Annotated in this window: 13 protein-coding genes; 7 read left to right on the forward strand and 6 right to left on the reverse strand. The window is 72.5% G+C overall.

Annotated features, from left to right (window positions below; all coding sequences use genetic code 11):
* The first annotated feature begins 10 nt into the window (after nucleotides 1–10).
* Nucleotides 11–2,443: an endopeptidase La gene (gene lon / locus ACIRFL_RS09695; protein WP_404025903.1), complete on the forward strand. Its 2,433-nt coding sequence runs from the start codon at nucleotides 11–13 to the stop codon at nucleotides 2,441–2,443.
* A gap of 69 nt (nucleotides 2,444–2,512) precedes the next feature.
* Here the strand turns inward: lon and ACIRFL_RS09700 are convergent, their stop codons facing one another.
* Nucleotides 2,513–3,334 (reverse strand): lysozyme, encoded by an 822-nt coding sequence (locus ACIRFL_RS09700; protein ID WP_404025906.1) that lies wholly within the window; start codon nucleotides 3,332–3,334, stop codon nucleotides 2,513–2,515.
* A gap of 215 nt (nucleotides 3,335–3,549) precedes the next feature.
* Here ACIRFL_RS09700 and ACIRFL_RS09705 point away from each other — a divergent pair, with 215 nt between their 5' ends.
* A complete protein-coding gene (locus ACIRFL_RS09705) occupies nucleotides 3,550–4,041 on the forward strand; it encodes a MarR family winged helix-turn-helix transcriptional regulator (protein WP_404025907.1) in 492 nt (163 codons plus the stop codon).
* Nucleotides 4,042–4,258: 217 nt separating this feature from the next.
* On the opposite strand, the gene ACIRFL_RS09710 is transcribed toward ACIRFL_RS09705, so the two are convergent.
* Nucleotides 4,259–5,050 (reverse strand): hypothetical protein, encoded by a 792-nt coding sequence (locus ACIRFL_RS09710; protein WP_404025909.1) that lies wholly within the window; start codon nucleotides 5,048–5,050, stop codon nucleotides 4,259–4,261.
* Between the two features lie 385 nt (nucleotides 5,051–5,435).
* Here ACIRFL_RS09710 and ACIRFL_RS09715 point away from each other — a divergent pair, with 385 nt between their 5' ends.
* Genes ACIRFL_RS09715 through ACIRFL_RS09735 form a run of 5 tightly spaced genes read left to right on the forward strand, consistent with a single transcriptional unit; the run spans nucleotide 5,436 to nucleotide 11,558 of the window.
* A complete protein-coding gene (locus tag ACIRFL_RS09715; RefSeq protein WP_404025912.1) occupies nucleotides 5,436–8,699 on the forward strand; it encodes a nitrate- and nitrite sensing domain-containing protein in 3,264 nt (1,087 codons plus the stop codon).
* Complete coding sequence (locus ACIRFL_RS09720; protein WP_404025914.1) at nucleotides 8,696–9,199, forward strand: roadblock/LC7 domain-containing protein; 504 nt, start codon at nucleotides 8,696–8,698, stop codon at nucleotides 9,197–9,199. The genes ACIRFL_RS09715 and ACIRFL_RS09720 overlap by 4 nt, the downstream gene beginning before the upstream one ends.
* Nucleotides 9,196–9,645 carry a DUF742 domain-containing protein gene (locus ACIRFL_RS09725; RefSeq protein ID WP_404025915.1) on the forward strand — a complete coding sequence of 150 codons (450 nt, stop codon included), beginning with the start codon at nucleotides 9,196–9,198 and terminating at the stop codon, nucleotides 9,643–9,645. The genes ACIRFL_RS09720 and ACIRFL_RS09725 overlap by 4 nt, the downstream gene beginning before the upstream one ends.
* Complete coding sequence (locus ACIRFL_RS09730; RefSeq protein ID WP_404025918.1) at nucleotides 9,626–10,264, forward strand: GTP-binding protein; 639 nt, start codon at nucleotides 9,626–9,628, stop codon at nucleotides 10,262–10,264. The genes ACIRFL_RS09725 and ACIRFL_RS09730 overlap by 20 nt, the downstream gene beginning before the upstream one ends.
* A 40-nt stretch (nucleotides 10,265–10,304) precedes the next feature.
* Nucleotides 10,305–11,558 (forward strand): styrene monooxygenase/indole monooxygenase family protein, encoded by a 1,254-nt coding sequence (locus tag ACIRFL_RS09735; RefSeq protein WP_404025920.1) that lies wholly within the window; start codon nucleotides 10,305–10,307, stop codon nucleotides 11,556–11,558.
* Between the two features lie 150 nt (nucleotides 11,559–11,708).
* On the opposite strand, the gene ACIRFL_RS09740 is transcribed toward ACIRFL_RS09735, so the two are convergent.
* From ACIRFL_RS09740 to ACIRFL_RS09755, 4 genes are all read right to left on the reverse strand, one after another.
* On the reverse strand, nucleotides 11,709–12,749 hold the full coding sequence (locus ACIRFL_RS09740; protein ID WP_404025921.1) for an NlpC/P60 family protein: 1,041 nt from the start codon (nucleotides 12,747–12,749) through the stop codon (nucleotides 11,709–11,711).
* A 113-nt stretch (nucleotides 12,750–12,862) separates the two neighbouring features.
* Nucleotides 12,863–13,189 carry a hypothetical protein gene (locus ACIRFL_RS09745; protein WP_404025924.1) on the reverse strand — a complete coding sequence of 109 codons (327 nt, stop codon included), beginning with the start codon at nucleotides 13,187–13,189 and terminating at the stop codon, nucleotides 12,863–12,865.
* Nucleotides 13,190–13,199: 10 nt separating this feature from the next.
* A complete protein-coding gene (locus ACIRFL_RS09750; protein WP_404025926.1) occupies nucleotides 13,200–13,853 on the reverse strand; it encodes a TetR/AcrR family transcriptional regulator in 654 nt (217 codons plus the stop codon).
* Nucleotides 13,854–13,914: 61 nt separating this feature from the next.
* Nucleotides 13,915–14,853: a diiron oxygenase gene (locus tag ACIRFL_RS09755; RefSeq protein WP_404025929.1), complete on the reverse strand. Its 939-nt coding sequence runs from the start codon at nucleotides 14,851–14,853 to the stop codon at nucleotides 13,915–13,917.
* Nucleotides 14,854–14,861: the final 8 nt, after the last annotated feature.

Below are 14,861 nucleotides of genomic sequence, written 5' to 3' on the forward strand. Positions count from 1 at the left end.
AGGGGAGATCATGGCTGCTGAGTCCGCGGCGTTCACAACGCTCACCCTGCCCGTGCTGCCGCTCGACGACGAGGTCGTGCTGCCCGGGATGGTGGTTCCGCTGGACCTCAACGACACCGACGTACGCGCCGCGGTGGAGGCCGCCCAGGCCGCCGCGCGCGCGGAACCGGGCAAGCCCAGGGTTCTGCTGGTCCCGCGCATCGACGGGACGTACGCGAGCACCGGTGTGCTCGGCACCGTCGAGCAGGTGGGCCGGCTGGCCGACGGCGACCCCGGCGCGCTGATCCGCGGCCGGAGCCGGGTGAGGATCGGCGCCGGGACCACCGGGCCGGGCGCGGCGCTGTGGGTCGAGGGGACCCGCATCGACGAGCAGGTGCCTGAGCCGCTGCCGGGCCACGTCGCCGAACTCGTCAAGGAGTACAAGGCCCTCGCCACCGCCTGGCTGCGCAAGCGCGGCGCATGGCAGGTCGTCGACCGCGTGCAGGCCATCGACGACGTCTCCGCGCTCGCCGACAACTCCGGCTACTCGCCGTTCCTGACCACCGAACAGAAGATCGAACTGCTGGAGACCGGCGACCCGGTGGCCCGGCTCAGGCTGGCCACCCAGCAGCTGCGCGACCACCTCGCCGAGCAGGACGTGGCCGAGACCATCGCCAAGGACGTCCAGGAGGGCGTCGACAAGCAGCAGCGCGAGTTCCTGCTCCGCCGCCAGCTGGAGGCGGTCCGCAAGGAACTGCGGGAGCTGAACGGCGAGAACGGCAAGGATTCGGACGAGGAGTCCGACGACTACCGCGCCCGCGTCGAGGCCGCCGACCTGCCGGAGAAGGTCCGCGAGGCCGCGCTCAAGGAAGTCGACAAGCTGGAGCGGGCGAGCGACCAGTCCCCGGAGGGCTCCTGGATCCGCACCTGGCTCGACACCGTCCTCGAACTGCCCTGGAACGAGCGGACCGAGGACGCCTACGACATCCAGGGGGCCAAGGCGATCCTGGACGCCGAGCACGCGGGCCTGGAGGACGTGAAGGAGCGCATCACCGAGTACCTGGCGGTGCGCAAGCGCCGTACCGACCGGGGTCTCGGTGTGATCGGCGGCCGGCGCGGCGGCGCCGTGCTCGCGCTCGTCGGGCCGCCCGGTGTGGGCAAGACGAGCCTGGGTGAGTCCGTGGCGCACGCGATGGGCCGCAAGTTCGTCCGCGTCGCCCTCGGCGGCGTCCGGGACGAGGCCGAGATCCGCGGCCACCGGCGTACCTACGTCGGCGCGCTGCCCGGCCGGATCGTCCGCGCGATCAAGGAGGCCGGGTCGATGAACCCGGTGGTCCTGCTGGACGAGATCGACAAGGTCGGCTCGGACTTCCGCGGCGACCCGGCGGCGGCCCTGCTCGAGGTCCTGGACCCGGCGCAGAACCACACCTTCCGCGACCACTACCTGGAGGTCGAACTCGACCTGAGCGACGTCGTGTTCCTGGCGACGGCGAACGTGCTCGAAGCCATCCCGGAGGCCCTGCTCGACCGCATGGAGCTGGTCCGCCTCGACGGCTACACCGAGGACGAGAAGGTCGTCATCGCCCGCGACCACCTGCTCCCGCGCCAGCTGGAGCGGGCGGGCCTGGACAAGGACGAGGTCACGCTCGACGAGAGCGCCCTGCGCAAGCTGGCGGGCGAGTACACGCGCGAGGCGGGCGTGCGCACCCTGGAGCGGTCCATCGCCCGGCTGCTGCGCAAGGTCGCGGCCCAGCACGAACTGGGCGAGCGCGAGCTGCCGTTCACCATCACGGACGCCGAACTGCGGGGTCTGATCGGCCGGCCGCACCACGTGCCCGAGTCCGCCCAGGACCCGGCGGAGCGCCGTACGGCCGTGCCGGGCGTGGCCACCGGCCTCGCGGTCACCGGGGCGGGCGGCGACGTCCTGTTCGTCGAGGCGTCCCTCGCGGACCCGGAGACCGGCGCGGCGGGCCTGACCCTGACCGGGCAGCTGGGCGACGTGATGAAGGAGTCGGCGCAGATCGCGCTGAGCTTCCTGCGCAGCCACGGCGCCGAGCTGGAACTGCCGGTGGCCGACCTGAAGGACCGGGGCGTGCACATCCACTTCCCGGCGGGCGCGGTGCCGAAGGACGGTCCGAGCGCCGGCGTCACCATGACGACGGCCCTGGCCTCGCTGCTGTCCGGGCGGCTGGTGCGCACGGACGTGGCGATGACCGGCGAGGTCTCGCTGACCGGCCGGGTGCTGCCCATCGGCGGGGTGAAGCAGAAGCTGCTCGCCGCGCACCGGGCCGGGGTGACGACCGTCGTCATCCCGAAGCGCAACGAGCCCGACCTGGACGACGTCCCGGCCGAGGTGCTGGACAAGCTCGACGTCCACACCGTCACGGACGTCCGCCAGGTCCTGGAGCTGGCCCTCGCGCCGGCCGCGAACGGCGCGGAGCCCGAGGTTCCGGTGGCGGCGTGACGGACGTCATCGGATGAAGGAAGGCCCGGGCCCCCTGCCGGGGACCCGGGCCTTCGCCTGCCTGGGAGGTCAGCCGTTCGCGAGTGCCTGCACCCGGTCCAGCGCCCCGTTGAACTTGTCGTGGTCCCCGACGGTCGGCCCGGTCGAGGTGTACTGCCACATGGTGTAGTAGCCCCAGCCGGCCGGGAGGGTGCCCACGTCGGAGGCGTAACGGGCGATCCACAGCGGGTTGGCCGAGGCGAAGCCGCCGTAGTTGCCGGTGCACTGGGTCCACCAGCTGGTGGCCGTGTAGATGACGGCGTCGCGGCCCGTGCGGGCCTTGTACGTGTTCAGGAAGTCGGCGATCCAGCTGACCATCGCGGCGGCCGTCTTGCCGTAGCAGGCGGCGCCGTACGGGTTCCACTCGATGTCGAGGGCGCCCGGGAGGGTCCTGCCGTCCCGGGACCAGCCGCCGCCGTGGTCGACGAAGTAGTTGGCCTGGGCGGCGCCGCTCGTGGTGTCGGGGGTCGCGAAGTGGTACGCGCCGCGGATCATGCCGACGTTGTAGGAGCCGTTGTACTGCTGGGCGAAGTAGGGGTTCGTGTAGTACGTGCCCTCCGTCGCCTTCGTGTACGCCCACTTGACCCCGCTGTTCCACAGGGTCGACCAGGCGACGTTGCCCTGGTAGCTGGCGACGTCGACGCCCTCGGTCTGGGTGGCGTCACCGGTGCGGGGCATGCCGCTCTGGCCGTCGTGCGCCAGGACGCCCATGCCCATGTACGCGGAGCCGCGGGCGGGCGTGGTGGCGGCCTGGGCGCTGGTGAGGGGGAGGGTGAGGGACAGGGCGGCCAGCAGCGTCACGAACAGGGCCGTGAATCTGCGGCGGGTGGTACCGGGTCTGTGCACGGGCATGGCGTGCCTCCGAGGAGTGGGTGGGGGGACCGCGGATGACCGACTGGCGTGAGCATGCCAGTAATTGGTAAAGAAGCTACGCACGTAGACCGCGCCGTGGGAAGGGGCCCCGGAGGCTGCCGTTGGTCTACGCCTGCGAAATACTTACGGAGCTGCGGCGATGGCGGCGCGTGGCGGAAACTTTCAGAACCGCGAAACCGATCAGGGGTGCTGACGTGCACGAGGACGCGAACGGCGACGGACGGCCCGTCGCCGGCCGGCTGTCGGCGAGTGGTGCAGACCAGGAATTCCTGGCGCTGGAACGCGAGTTGACCATGCTGCTGCGGCGTGCCCGGGCCAACCAGGGCGAGATGGCCCGCGAGGTACACCCCGATCTGGAGCCCGCCGCGTACGGCCTGCTCGTCCTGCTGGAGGAACACGGCCGGCAGCGCGCCACCGACCTCGCCGGCTACATCGGTGTCGGCAAGGCCACCATGTCCCGCCAGCTGCGCGCCCTTGAGCAACTGGGGCTGGTCGGCCGCGAGCCCGACCCCGCGGACGGCCGCGCCTGGCTGGTGAACCTGACCGAGGAGGGCCGCGGCCGGGTCGTCCGGGTGCGCGAGGCCCGCCGCGCCCGCTACGTCAGCCAGCTCGCCCACTGGGACCGCAGCGAGGTCGCGGAACTGGCCCGGCTGCTCCACCAGTTGAACGGGGTCATGGAGAAGTAGGCCATCGCGGAGGAGGCCACGCAGGGGCGCGTCCTGCCGGGGCGGGGCTTGGCGCGGTAGGACGTGGGCGGGTGGGTCTTGTCGGGGCGGGTCATGGGGAGGTGGGTCGTGGAGGGGCGCGTCCTGGGAGGGCGCGTACCGGCGGGGTCGGCCGTGGCGGGGTGGCGGGGGTGGCTCGGTCATGCTGGGTGGGGCCCGGCTCTCAGGACGGCCTCGGTCACCGCAGTTCCGCGTAGACCACCGTCGCGTCGTCGTGCGTCTTGCTGCGCCCCAGATACCTGCGTTCCTCGCGGTCGGCCGTCTCCAGGGCCCGTACCCGGTCGACCAGGGCCCGTGCGCCCTCCTTCCGCAGCAGAGTGAAGCAGTCCGCCCAGTCGCCCTCGTGGAACTTCTCCACCCAGCGTGTCGCCCCGTCCGTCAGCGCGGCCAGGGCGCGGACCTCGTGGCGGGGCACGCTCCCGGTCACCGCGCGGACGGCGACCGACGGGTCCGCCGCGGCCGTGAAGAAGCCCCCCTCCTTGTTGCGGACCGTCGCGTCCGCCACCGCGTCCGAGGCCAGCGCGGCGCGGGGCAGCCGGGCCAGCCGGTCGTCCTGGACCGCGGTGACCGTGCCGGCGGGGGACTCCAGCAGCAGGGTGGAGTCGGACAGGACCAGGTACTCCAGCAGGTCGGCCGACCAGCGGACCAGGACGACGGTCGCCTGGGGCGTGCGCGGGTGAGAAAGGTCACAGGTGAACGCGTGCGCCTCGGCTGTACGGAGAATCGCCCGGGAGAGAATCTCCGACAGCGTCAGATCTCGGTCGGAAACGGTCAGTTCGGTCAGTGCGCCGCCGAGTCGCGCGGTGAACCACGGGACGGAATGCAGACATCCCGTCCCGTCCTTCGGCGGGGTCACCCCGTCCAGGACGATCACGCAACCGCCCTGTCCGCAGGCCGGTAGTCCGACACCGGCGAAGTCCTCGTCGGGGCGGTCCGGGTCGCCGGGCTCGGAAACGACGTCAGTACGCATCCAGCCAGTCTGCACGAGCCCTTCACAAGGTCTGTCAAAGACCCCCAATGGTTGCCGCATTGGTGCGACGACGCAGGTCAGTCGCCTGGTTTGCGGGGGAATGGCACACTCCGGGAACGCGTGGCGGCGAATCCTGCCAAAGCGAGCCGCCCGCGTCCAACCGGCCCGCCCGAAACCACCCCCGCGCTTGCCCGAGGAACTTGCCCGCCAACTCCCCTCCGAGGTTCACTCCTTCGGGTGGCGGGCCAGGTGATGCATGACCGCCGACCACCGGCACTGGGAGGGTCGGAACGGACCGTACCGGGTGTACACACCACCTTGGCTTCGACGACGGACATCGAGACGGCGGGGTGCCACCCGGACCCATGGGTAGACGAGTTCAGGAATGCGAGCACCGGTGCAGATGAAGCGGCCTCGGCGCAAAGGCAGGCAGACGACCCCCGAAGGGAGCGCCGGGCACACATCCGTCGGCACCGGCCGCCCCACCCACGTACGCAACCGGCTGATCGTCGCCGTGGCCGTGGTGGCCGCGGCCGTCGCCGGGGCCGGCGCCCCGTCCCTGCTCGCCGCCTCCGGACAGCTGAGCGACACCCAGGAACTGGTGACCCTCGCCGGACGCACCGAGAGCGCGCTGACCCTCGCGCACGCGCTCGCCGACGAACGCGACGAGGTCACCTCCTACATCGCCGCGGGCCGCCCCAAGTCCAAGGCACCCTCCGAGGACCGCGGCGCCCGCGTCGACCAGCAGGTCGAGGACCTGCGCGCCGACCCCGACACGCCCGCCGGGCTGCGCGCCGACCTCGACGCCATCGCCTCCGTCCGGCGGGCCGCGCTCACCGGCAAGAGCACCGCGCTGGAGGCCCACCAGGGCTACACCGCCACCATCACCGACCTGCACCGGCTGGCCGGGGAACTCGCCGAGCGGATGCCCGAGCGGGCGGGCTCCGGAGCCTACGCACTCGCCGAGCTCGACCTTGCCGTCCAGCAGTCCGCCGCCGCCCGCGGGCTGCTCCTCGCGGCCCTGAACGTGCCGAGCACCACCCAGACGGTGATCGACCCCATCACCGGGCTGCCCACGACGAGCGTGGTCACCACCGAGGCCGACAAGAAGCAGCGCGACGCCCTCACCGCCGCCGCCCAGCAGGCCCGCCTGCGGGCCGACGCCGCCCTCGCCGACTTCCGCGACGGCGCGCCCAAGCAGGCCGTCACGACGTACGACTCCACGGTCACCGGCCCCGAGGTCAACTCCGCCGACAAGTACCTCGCCGCCCTCACCGACCAGCCGACGCTCTCCGACGGCGAACTGGCCACCGGCACCAAGAAGCTGGACGCCGCGCTGTCCGCGCGGGTCGACCTGATGCGGGGAGTGGAGTCCTCGCTCTACGACCGCCGCACCAAGGACCTGGAACTCCTGCGCGACGACGACGTCACCGCGCTGGAGATCCGTGTCGCCGCCCTCGGCGCCCTGCTGCTGCTCGCCGTCGGCATCGCCACCGCCCTGGCCCGCACCCTCACCCGCCCGCTCTCGGTGCTGCGCCGCGGCTCGGCACGGCTGGCCGACGCCGAGAACCCGTCGGCCGAGGAACCCATCACGTTCACCGGCCGCAACGACGAGTTCGCCCAGGCCGTCCGCTCCGTCAACGCCCTGCACGCGCGCGCCGCCGCCCTGTACGAGCGCGTCGCCACCCTGGAGGCCGATCGCAAGCACCTGGTCGGCCAGCGCCAGAAGATGGCCGACGCCCGCGAGGAACTGCGGGCCGAACTCGCGGCCGCGCAGGCGGACCTGGAGCAGGTGCGGGGCGGCATCGGCGGCACCGTCGTGAACCTGGCGCTGCGCACGCTCGGCCTGGTCGAGCGGCAGCTGGCCGTCATCGAGGGCCTGGAGGAACGCGAGCAGGACCCCGACCGGCTGGCCACGCTGTTCAAGCTCGACCACTTCGCCACGGTCATGCGCAGGCACAGCGAGAACCTGCTGGTCCTCGCCGGGACCGAGCACGTCCAGAACCACCACGGGCCGGTGCCGCTGGTCGACGTGGTACGGGCCGCGGTCAGCGAGATCGAACGCTACGAGCGGGTCCGTATCGCCGCGCTGCCGCCGCACGCCCACGTGGCCGGCTTCGCGGCCGACGACGTCTCCCATCTGCTGGCCGAACTGCTGGAGAACGCCACCTCGTTCTCCCCGCCGGACCTGCCCGTCGAGATCTCCGGCTGGCTGCTGGAGAGCGGCGAGGTGATGCTCTCGGTGCAGGACGAGGGCATCGGCATGGCCGCCGAGCGGCTGGAACGGCTCAACGCCCGCCTCGCCGACTTCGACCCGGAGGCGGCGTACGGCCAGGAGAGCGAGGACGGTCTCGGGCTCGGCCTGTACGTCGTGGCCCGCCTCGCGCACCGGCACGGCGTCCGGGTGCAGTTGCGCGAGCAGAAGCAGGGCGGGGTGGCCGCGGTCGTGGTCCTCACCCAGGACCTGCTGACGAACGCCCCGGCGAAGGCCGTGCCGTCCCCGGCGGCCGCGGTCGGCGGTGCCCGGCCCGTCTCCCTGCCCGGCGCGGACGCCGAGGCCAACTCCAATGTGCTGCACGGCCGGACGGCCGACGCCGACCCGCTGGTCGCGCTCGCCGAGCAGACCGTACGGGACGCGGCCGGCCCGGACCGCCTCCCGCACGCCCCCACGCCGCCGCACCCCAGGCCCGGCGACCCGGAGCCCGAGAACACCCTGTCCGCACACACCCGGACATCGGAACACCCGGCGGGGCACGTGGATGCGTCGACGGACGGAAGCGGTCGCGCCGAGCATGCTGAGGTGGGACTCAGGGACGCGCCCGTGTCCGGGAGCGGCCCTGGCAGGCACGCCGCGGCGCCGGGGCCTTCGGCCGGACGGGCGGGCCACGTGGATGCGCCAGCGGGCGGTGGGCCAGGCGGGCACGCCGAGGTGGGGCGCGGGGACGTACCGGCGGACGGGAGTGACCCCAGCGACCACGCCGCGGCGCCGGGGCATCCGGCCGCGCAGGCGGGCCAGGCGGAGGCACCGGCGGACGGGAACGGCCCGGCCGAGCACGCCGCGGCGCCGGGATACCGGGAGGGACAGACGGACGCACCGGCCGACGGACGTGGTCCCGGCGGGCATGCTGCCGTGTCTGAGCGTCCGGTGCCGGGGTCCGTCGGGTCCTCGGAGAGGCTTGCTGAGACGACCATGGAGTTGCTGGTGCCCAACCCGGCGGCCGTCGACGCCGCGGCGGCCCGGCAGGGCGCACCCGCCACGGAGGCCGGGACCCACGGGTTCCCGGCGCCCGGAACCCCCCGGCCCGGCGACGACGCTCAGGCGCCCGCCACCGCCGCCGAGAGGGAGGCCGGCGGCGACGAGGCGGCCCACGAACGCACGCCCGACCTGCTCACCGCCAAGGGCCTGCCCAAACGCACCCCGAAGATCACCGCAACCGCCCCGGCCCCCCGCCGGCAGCCCGGATCCGTGGATGCCGACGCCCTGCGCCGCAGGCTCGGCGGGTTCCGCCGCGGAGCGGATGCCGGCCGCCGCGACGTCGCGGCGGAGATAGCGGAACAGACAGGCGAAACCAGCACACCCGCGGCCCAGACCGCGCAGCGCACCGCCGGAGAAGCCACGGGGGGCACCGTCGAGGAGGCAAGCAGTTGACCGCGCCCAGTACCTTCGGACTGAGCAGTGAAGCCCGCAACCTGCACTGGCTGCTGACGAACCTGGTCGAGGAGGTGCCGGGCATCCAGTCGGTCGCGGTGGTCTCCTCCGACGGCCTGCTGCTCCTGTCCTCCGACCCCGCCCGCGCCGCCGAGGCCCGCGAGGCCGGCGAGACGCCGCGCACCGGCCCCCGCGGCTCCGCCGCCGACCTGGCCACCATCGTCTCCGGCATCGGCAGCCTCACCCTCGGCGCCGCCAAGCTGATGGACTCCGGCGGGGTCAAGCACACGATGGTCGCGATGGACGAGGGGAGCCTCTTCGTGATGTCGATCAGCGACGGCTCGCTGCTCGGCGTGCACGGCTCCGCGGACTGCGACATGAGCGTCGTGGCGTACCACATGGCGCTGTTCGTGGGCCGGGCCGGCCATGTGCTGACCCCGGAACTCCGCAGCGAGCTGCGAAAATCCCTGGAGTCCGAGTCGACGGGGAGCCCCCGATGAGCAGCGCTCCGAAGAAGCTCCCGGTCCGCGGCGGAGACCGCAAGCCCGCCCGGGTCCGCCCCTACTCGCTCACCGGCGGCCGCACCCGCTTCGGCCACGTCCTCCTCGTGGAGACGTTCGTGGCCAGCACGGAGGCCCTTGAGGCCCCGGAAGAGCGCAAGGAGCTGACTGGGGGTACCTCCCATGCGTTGAGCTATGGGGGAGGTAATGTCGCCTCGCGGGTCATGCCGGAGATGCGGGCCATCGTCGAACTGTGCCGCCGCATGCGTACGGTGGCCGAGATCGCCGCGCTGCTGCACATGCCGCTCGGCGTGGTCCGGGTGCTTCTGAGCGACCTCGCGGACCAAGGAAAGATCCGTGTGTACGGAACCGGAACCGGTCACGGTGTCGGCCGGCCGGACCGCGCTCTGCTGGAAAGGGTGCTGAGTGGACTCCGTCGTCTCTGACGCCGTCGGCGTCGCCCCCCTCGTCGTCGAGCCCGACGAGGAGCTGAAGTCCTGGCAGACGGACCGCACCCGGGCGCCCGCGGCCACGAAGATCGTCGTGGCGGGTGGCTTCGGCGTCGGCAAGACCACGCTGGTCACCGCCGTCTCGGAGATCACTCCGTTGCAGACCGAGGCGCTGATGACCGAGGCGAGCGAGGCCACCGACGACCTCACCGCCACGCCCGGCAAGCTGACCACCACCGTGGCCATGGACTTCGGCCGTCTCACGCTCGACGACGACCTGGTCCTCTACCTGTTCGGCACGCCGGGTCAGCAGCGGTTCTGGTTCATGTGGGACGACCTGGTGCGGGGCGCCATCGGCGCCGTCGTGCTCGCCGACACCCGCCGGCTCAAGGACTGCTTCCCGGCGCTCGACTACTTCGAGAGCTGCGGGGTGCCGTACGTCGTCGCCGTCAACCACTTCGACGGCAGCGAGCTGTTCGACCCGCAGGACGTCCGGGACGCGCTCACCGTCCCCGCGCACGTACCTGTCATGATCATGGATGCGCGGCGCCGGATATCGGTGATCGAGACCCTCCTCGCCCTCGTCGCCCACGCACTTGAGGAAACCCCCGAGTAGGCCGTAGGCCCACCGTCGTCCTCCAGGAGGCACCACCCGCATGCGGAAGATACTCGTCGTCGGAGCCGGCCAGTCCGGTCTCCAGCTCGCCCTCGGACTTCAGTCCCACGGCTACGAGGTCACCCTGATGTCGAACCGGACCGCGGACGAGATCCGCTCCGGCCGGGTCATGTCGACGCAGTGCATGTTCCACACGGCGCTGCAGCACGAGCGCGATCTCCAGCTGAACTTCTGGGAGTCCCAGGCCCCGAAGATCGAAGGACTCGGCGTCTCGGTCGCGGCACCCGGCTCCTACGAGCCCGGCCCCGCGCAGCGGGCCATCGACTGGGTGGGCAAGCTGGACGGGTACGCGCAGTCCGTCGACCAGCGGGTGAAGATGGCCGGCTGGATGGAGACGTTCGCGCAGCGCGGCGGCCAACTGGTCATCCACGGCGCGGCGGTCGGCGACCTCGACTACTTCTCCCGCACCTACGACCTGGTGCTGGTCTCGGCGGGCAAGGGCGAGCTGGTGTCCATGTTCGCCCGCGACCCCGAGCGCTCGCCCTACAGCGAGCCGCAACGCGCTCTCGCGGTGGCCTACGTGCACGGCCTCGGCCCGCGCCCGGAGCACCCCGAGTTCGACGCGGTGCGCTGCAACCTGGTCCCCGGCGTCGGCGAACTGTTCGTCATGCCGACCCTGACCACCTCCGGCCGCGCGGACATCCTGTTCTGGGAGGGCATACCGGGCGGACCCGTCGACGCCTTCGCCGGCGTCAAGGACCCGGGCGAACACCTCTCCCTGACCCTGGAACTCATGGAGCGGTTCACGCCCTGGGAGCACGCGCGGGCCACGAAGGCCGAACTGACCGACGCGGGCGGGGTGCTGGCGGGCCGTTACGCGCCCACCGTGCGCAACCCCGTCGGCCGGCTCCCCGGTGGTGGTCTGGTCCTCGGCGTGGCGGACGTGGTCGTCGCCAACGACCCGATCACCGGGCAGGGTTCCAACTCGGCGTCCAAGTGTGCGGCCTCCTATCTCGCGTCGATCCTCGAACACGGGGAGAAGGAGTTCGACGAGGCGTGGATGCGGGCCACGTTCGAGCGGTACTGGGAGACGGCCCGGCATGTCACCAAGTGGACCAACGCGATGCTTGCGCCGCCGCCGGAGCATGTGCTGAACCTGATCGGGGCGGCGGGGGAGTTGCAGCCGGTCGCGGATCGGTTCGCGAACGGGTTCAATGATCCGGCCGACTTCGAGAACTTCTTCTTTGAGGCGGAGAAGTCGGAGGCGTACGTGGCTTCTGTGGCCGGGGCCTAATCGCCGTGGGGGGCAGTGTGCGCGGGCGGCAGCGGGTACGTTGTGGCCGATCGCGCAGTTCCCCGCGCCCCTGAGCCCCGTAGGGGTTAATGGGGATGGGCGGCCGCGGGTGCGTGGTGGCTGGTCGCGCAGTTCCCCGCGCCCCTATGCCTATGGGGTGGCAGTTGGGTCGGGGCGTACTGCGCCCAGGATGGGGTTGGTGGCGATGGGGGAGATCTTTACTCGGTCGCCGGTGCGGGGGGCCTGGACGACCTTTCCGTCGCCCAGGTACATCGCCACGTGCGTGGCCTCGGGGAAGTAGATCACGAGGTCGCCCGGGCGCAGCTCGTTCAGCGGGACGTGGGCCAGCCGCGCCCACTGCTCCTGACTGGTCCGCGGGATCGGGGTGCCGGCGTGCTCCCACGCCTGTGAGGTCAGCCCCGAGCAGTCGTACGCCCCTGGCCCCTGCGCACCCCACTGGTACGGCTTGCCGAGCTGCCGCACCGCGTAGCGCACGGCCCGGTCGCCCTGCCGCGACGGGGGCCGCGCGCTGCCGAGCGAGCCGGAGGCGACGAGCTTGCGCTGTGCGGCGTCGACGCCGTCCTGCTCGAACCGGGCGAGTTCGGCGAGCCGGTCGGCGCTGAGCGAGGCGAGCAGCCTCTCGACGTCGGCGAGCCGGGTACGCACGTCGTTCCGCTGCCGCTGCTGCCGCTCGGCGAGCCGGGCCTGCCCGTCGAGGGCCTTGCGGGCCTTGCGGACCAGGACGTCCTGCTTCTTCTCCCCGGCCCGCAGCCGGTCCACCGCCCGCGCGCGACCCCGGGCCACCTGGCCGATCACATGCCCCTCGTCCAGCGCGCGCTGCGGGTCGCGGGCGAGCAGCAGCCGTACGTACGGGGACAGGGCGGTGCTGCTCTGGTACTGCTGCCGGGCGAGCCGCGCGGCGTCCCGGCGGCTGTCGTGCAGGGATCGCCGGGCGCGGGCCAGCTCCGCGTCGAGCCGTTCGACCTCGGCGCGCTGCCGGGCCAGCCGCTCCGCGGTGGCGTTGTAGGTCTCGGTGGACCGTTCGGCCTGCCGGTACAGCTTCTGAAGGTCCGTCAGCAGCTCGGCCACGGGCCGCTGCGGTGCCGGCACGGCTGCGGCGGGTGCGGGCACGAGGGCGGCCTGGGCCGCGACCGCGGCCGTACCCACCAGGCGCAGCAACCTTTCTGACACGTTGTCACCTCCGATGCGGGCGGGCGTTTGTCGTATCTTCGCCTCCGCACCGTGGACATCAGGGGTACGCGCGCGATCCGCGCGCCGAACGTGCGCGGTTCGGCTCAACCGTGTCACCCCTGGGTGTCATCCGGCTTGCCGGGCGATGCGGCATCCGCTCCGGCCGCCGGCCGGGACCAGGGCCACCGGAGCCCGGCGCCGCCCTTCGCCGACCTGCCGCCCTCGGCGTCGAACGTGTACTTCCAGCCCTGTACGAGCCCCATGCGCCTGCTGTGGCCGCGGGGCACGCGGCGGTAGACGAGGACGGTGGGCGGCCCGCCGTGCGCGTCCGGCACCGGGATGCGGTACGTCTTCGGCGGGTGACCGGTGGGGCCCAGCAGCACCGGGAGCACGCGCCCGTCCATGGGCCCGCCCTCGAACGGGATGTCCTGACTCTTCACGGCACCAGTGTCAGCCATCCTCGGCGAGCGCGGCGACGAGCGCCGCCGTCTGCGGGTCACGGCCCGCGGTGACCGTCAAGGCGGCGACGAACTGCTCGACCAGCCAGTCCCGCAGCTCGTCCAGGGGCGGCTGTTTGTCCTCGTCGAGCCAGATCAGCGAGGCCGCCTCCACGGCGGTGATCCACATCCGTACGGTCATCCGGAGCCGGGGCCCGGGGTCGGTGATGCCGAGGTGGTGGTGGATGTGCACGGCGGCGGCCCGCCGGACGCCGTCCACGATCGCGGTGGTGCGGCTGGTCTCCACGACGCTGCCGCCCTGCAGAAGTGCGCTGAAGCCGGTGTCGTGCTGGTCGACGAAGGCGAGGTAGCGGTCCAGTGCGTGGGCCAGGCGGGCCAGCCGGGGACCCTCGCGCGGCTCGTCGAAGCACTGCTCCAGCTCTTCGGCGGCGGACCCGAGGGCGGCCTCGTACAACTGCTGCTTGCCGCCGGGAAAGTAACGGTAGACCAGCGGGCGCGAGACCTTGGCCGCCTCCGCCACGTCGTCGAGGGACACCTCCTCGGGCGCGCGGTGCGCGAACAGCGACAGCGCGGCGTCGATGAGCTGACTGCGGCGCTCCTCGACGCTGAGCCGGCGGTAGGCGGGGCTGGCGGCCTGCGGGGTCATGACCGGCAGCGTAACCGCTTTCGGCGCAGGCGCCCCCGGGGCCCTCGGCCCCGGCCGCGGCTCAGGCCAGCAGCCCGGACGAGCGCCACAGCCGGCGGCCCGCACCGCGCAGCACCCCGATGTCGTCCAGGAAGTCCGTCAGGCGCCTGGCCCCCGTCTGCATCACCTCGCGGCGGTGGCCGCTGGCCTTCACCTGTGCCATCGCCTCCCGCTTGGGCAGGCCCACGTTCGTGTACACCTCGGGGTTGATGAAGGCCACCGAGAACACCCGGGCGAACTCGCCCGAGGTGACCCGGGTGAACTCCTGGGACCACCTGGGGGCGGTCACCATCTGGCGGCGCAGTTCCTCGCGGGCGTAGCGCACGTGCCGGGCCTCCTCGACGACGTGGATCCGGGTCACGCCCCGGATCAGCGGCTGGACCCGCTCGTCGGGGAAGGTCAGCCGCTGCATCCAGTCGAGGACTTCCTCGCCGAGCAGCGTCGCCGTGAAGGAGCCCGGAGTCGTGGAGACCGTCTTGAAGATCCGGCCCAGGGTCTGGTGCGCGCGGCCCACGGGGTACCAGGGCGTGTCGCTGCGGGAGATCAGCCGGGCGAACATCTTGGAGTGCCGGCACTCGTCCTCGATCTCGGTGAGCGCGTAGCGCACATGGGCGCTGGTCGCCGCCCGGTCGTAGATGTGCCGGACCAGCAGCTGCATCAGGATGAGTTCGAACCAGATGCCGAGCGAGGCGAGTGCCGCTGCCTCGTGCCGGGAGAGCAGGATCCGCTGGTCCTCGCTCATCCGCTTCCACAGCGGGGTGTCGTAGAGCGACACCAGTTCCGGTGGCCAGAACCACTTGCCCTCCTCGAAGGGCGCGTCCCAGTCCAGCTCCTGGTCGGGATCGAAGGAGTGCTTGGCGGAAGAGGCGAGCAGCCGCTCGGCCACCTGCTCCCGGTCCTTGAGCAGGCCGAGCGCGTCGCGCAGCCCGTCGAGGGCGTCCGCTTCCGTCAGGGTCGTCATGGCTCCGT

The organism is Streptomyces sp. NPDC102462, from assembly GCF_044765425.1.
GTDB lineage: Bacteria > Actinomycetota > Actinomycetes > Streptomycetales > Streptomycetaceae > Streptomyces.

Bases quoted from the DNA above. Each gene is read 5' to 3' on its own strand.
- lon (WP_404025903.1), top strand. From the start codon at position 11: ATGGCTGCTGAGTCCGCGGCGTTCACAACGCTCACCCTGCCCGTGCTG.
- ACIRFL_RS09700 (WP_404025906.1), bottom strand. From the start codon at position 3,334: ATGCCCGTGCACAGACCCGGTACCACCCGCCGCAGATTCACGGCCCTG.
- ACIRFL_RS09710 (WP_404025909.1), bottom strand. From the start codon at position 5,050: ATGCGTACTGACGTCGTTTCCGAGCCCGGCGACCCGGACCGCCCCGAC.
- ACIRFL_RS09715 (WP_404025912.1), top strand. From the start codon at position 5,436: ATGCGAGCACCGGTGCAGATGAAGCGGCCTCGGCGCAAAGGCAGGCAG.
- ACIRFL_RS09725 (WP_404025915.1), top strand. From the start codon at position 9,196: ATGAGCAGCGCTCCGAAGAAGCTCCCGGTCCGCGGCGGAGACCGCAAG.
- ACIRFL_RS09735 (WP_404025920.1), top strand. From the start codon at position 10,305: ATGCGGAAGATACTCGTCGTCGGAGCCGGCCAGTCCGGTCTCCAGCTC.
- ACIRFL_RS09750 (WP_404025926.1), bottom strand. From the start codon at position 13,853: ATGACCCCGCAGGCCGCCAGCCCCGCCTACCGCCGGCTCAGCGTCGAG.
- ACIRFL_RS09755 (WP_404025929.1), bottom strand. From the start codon at position 14,853: ATGACGACCCTGACGGAAGCGGACGCCCTCGACGGGCTGCGCGACGCG.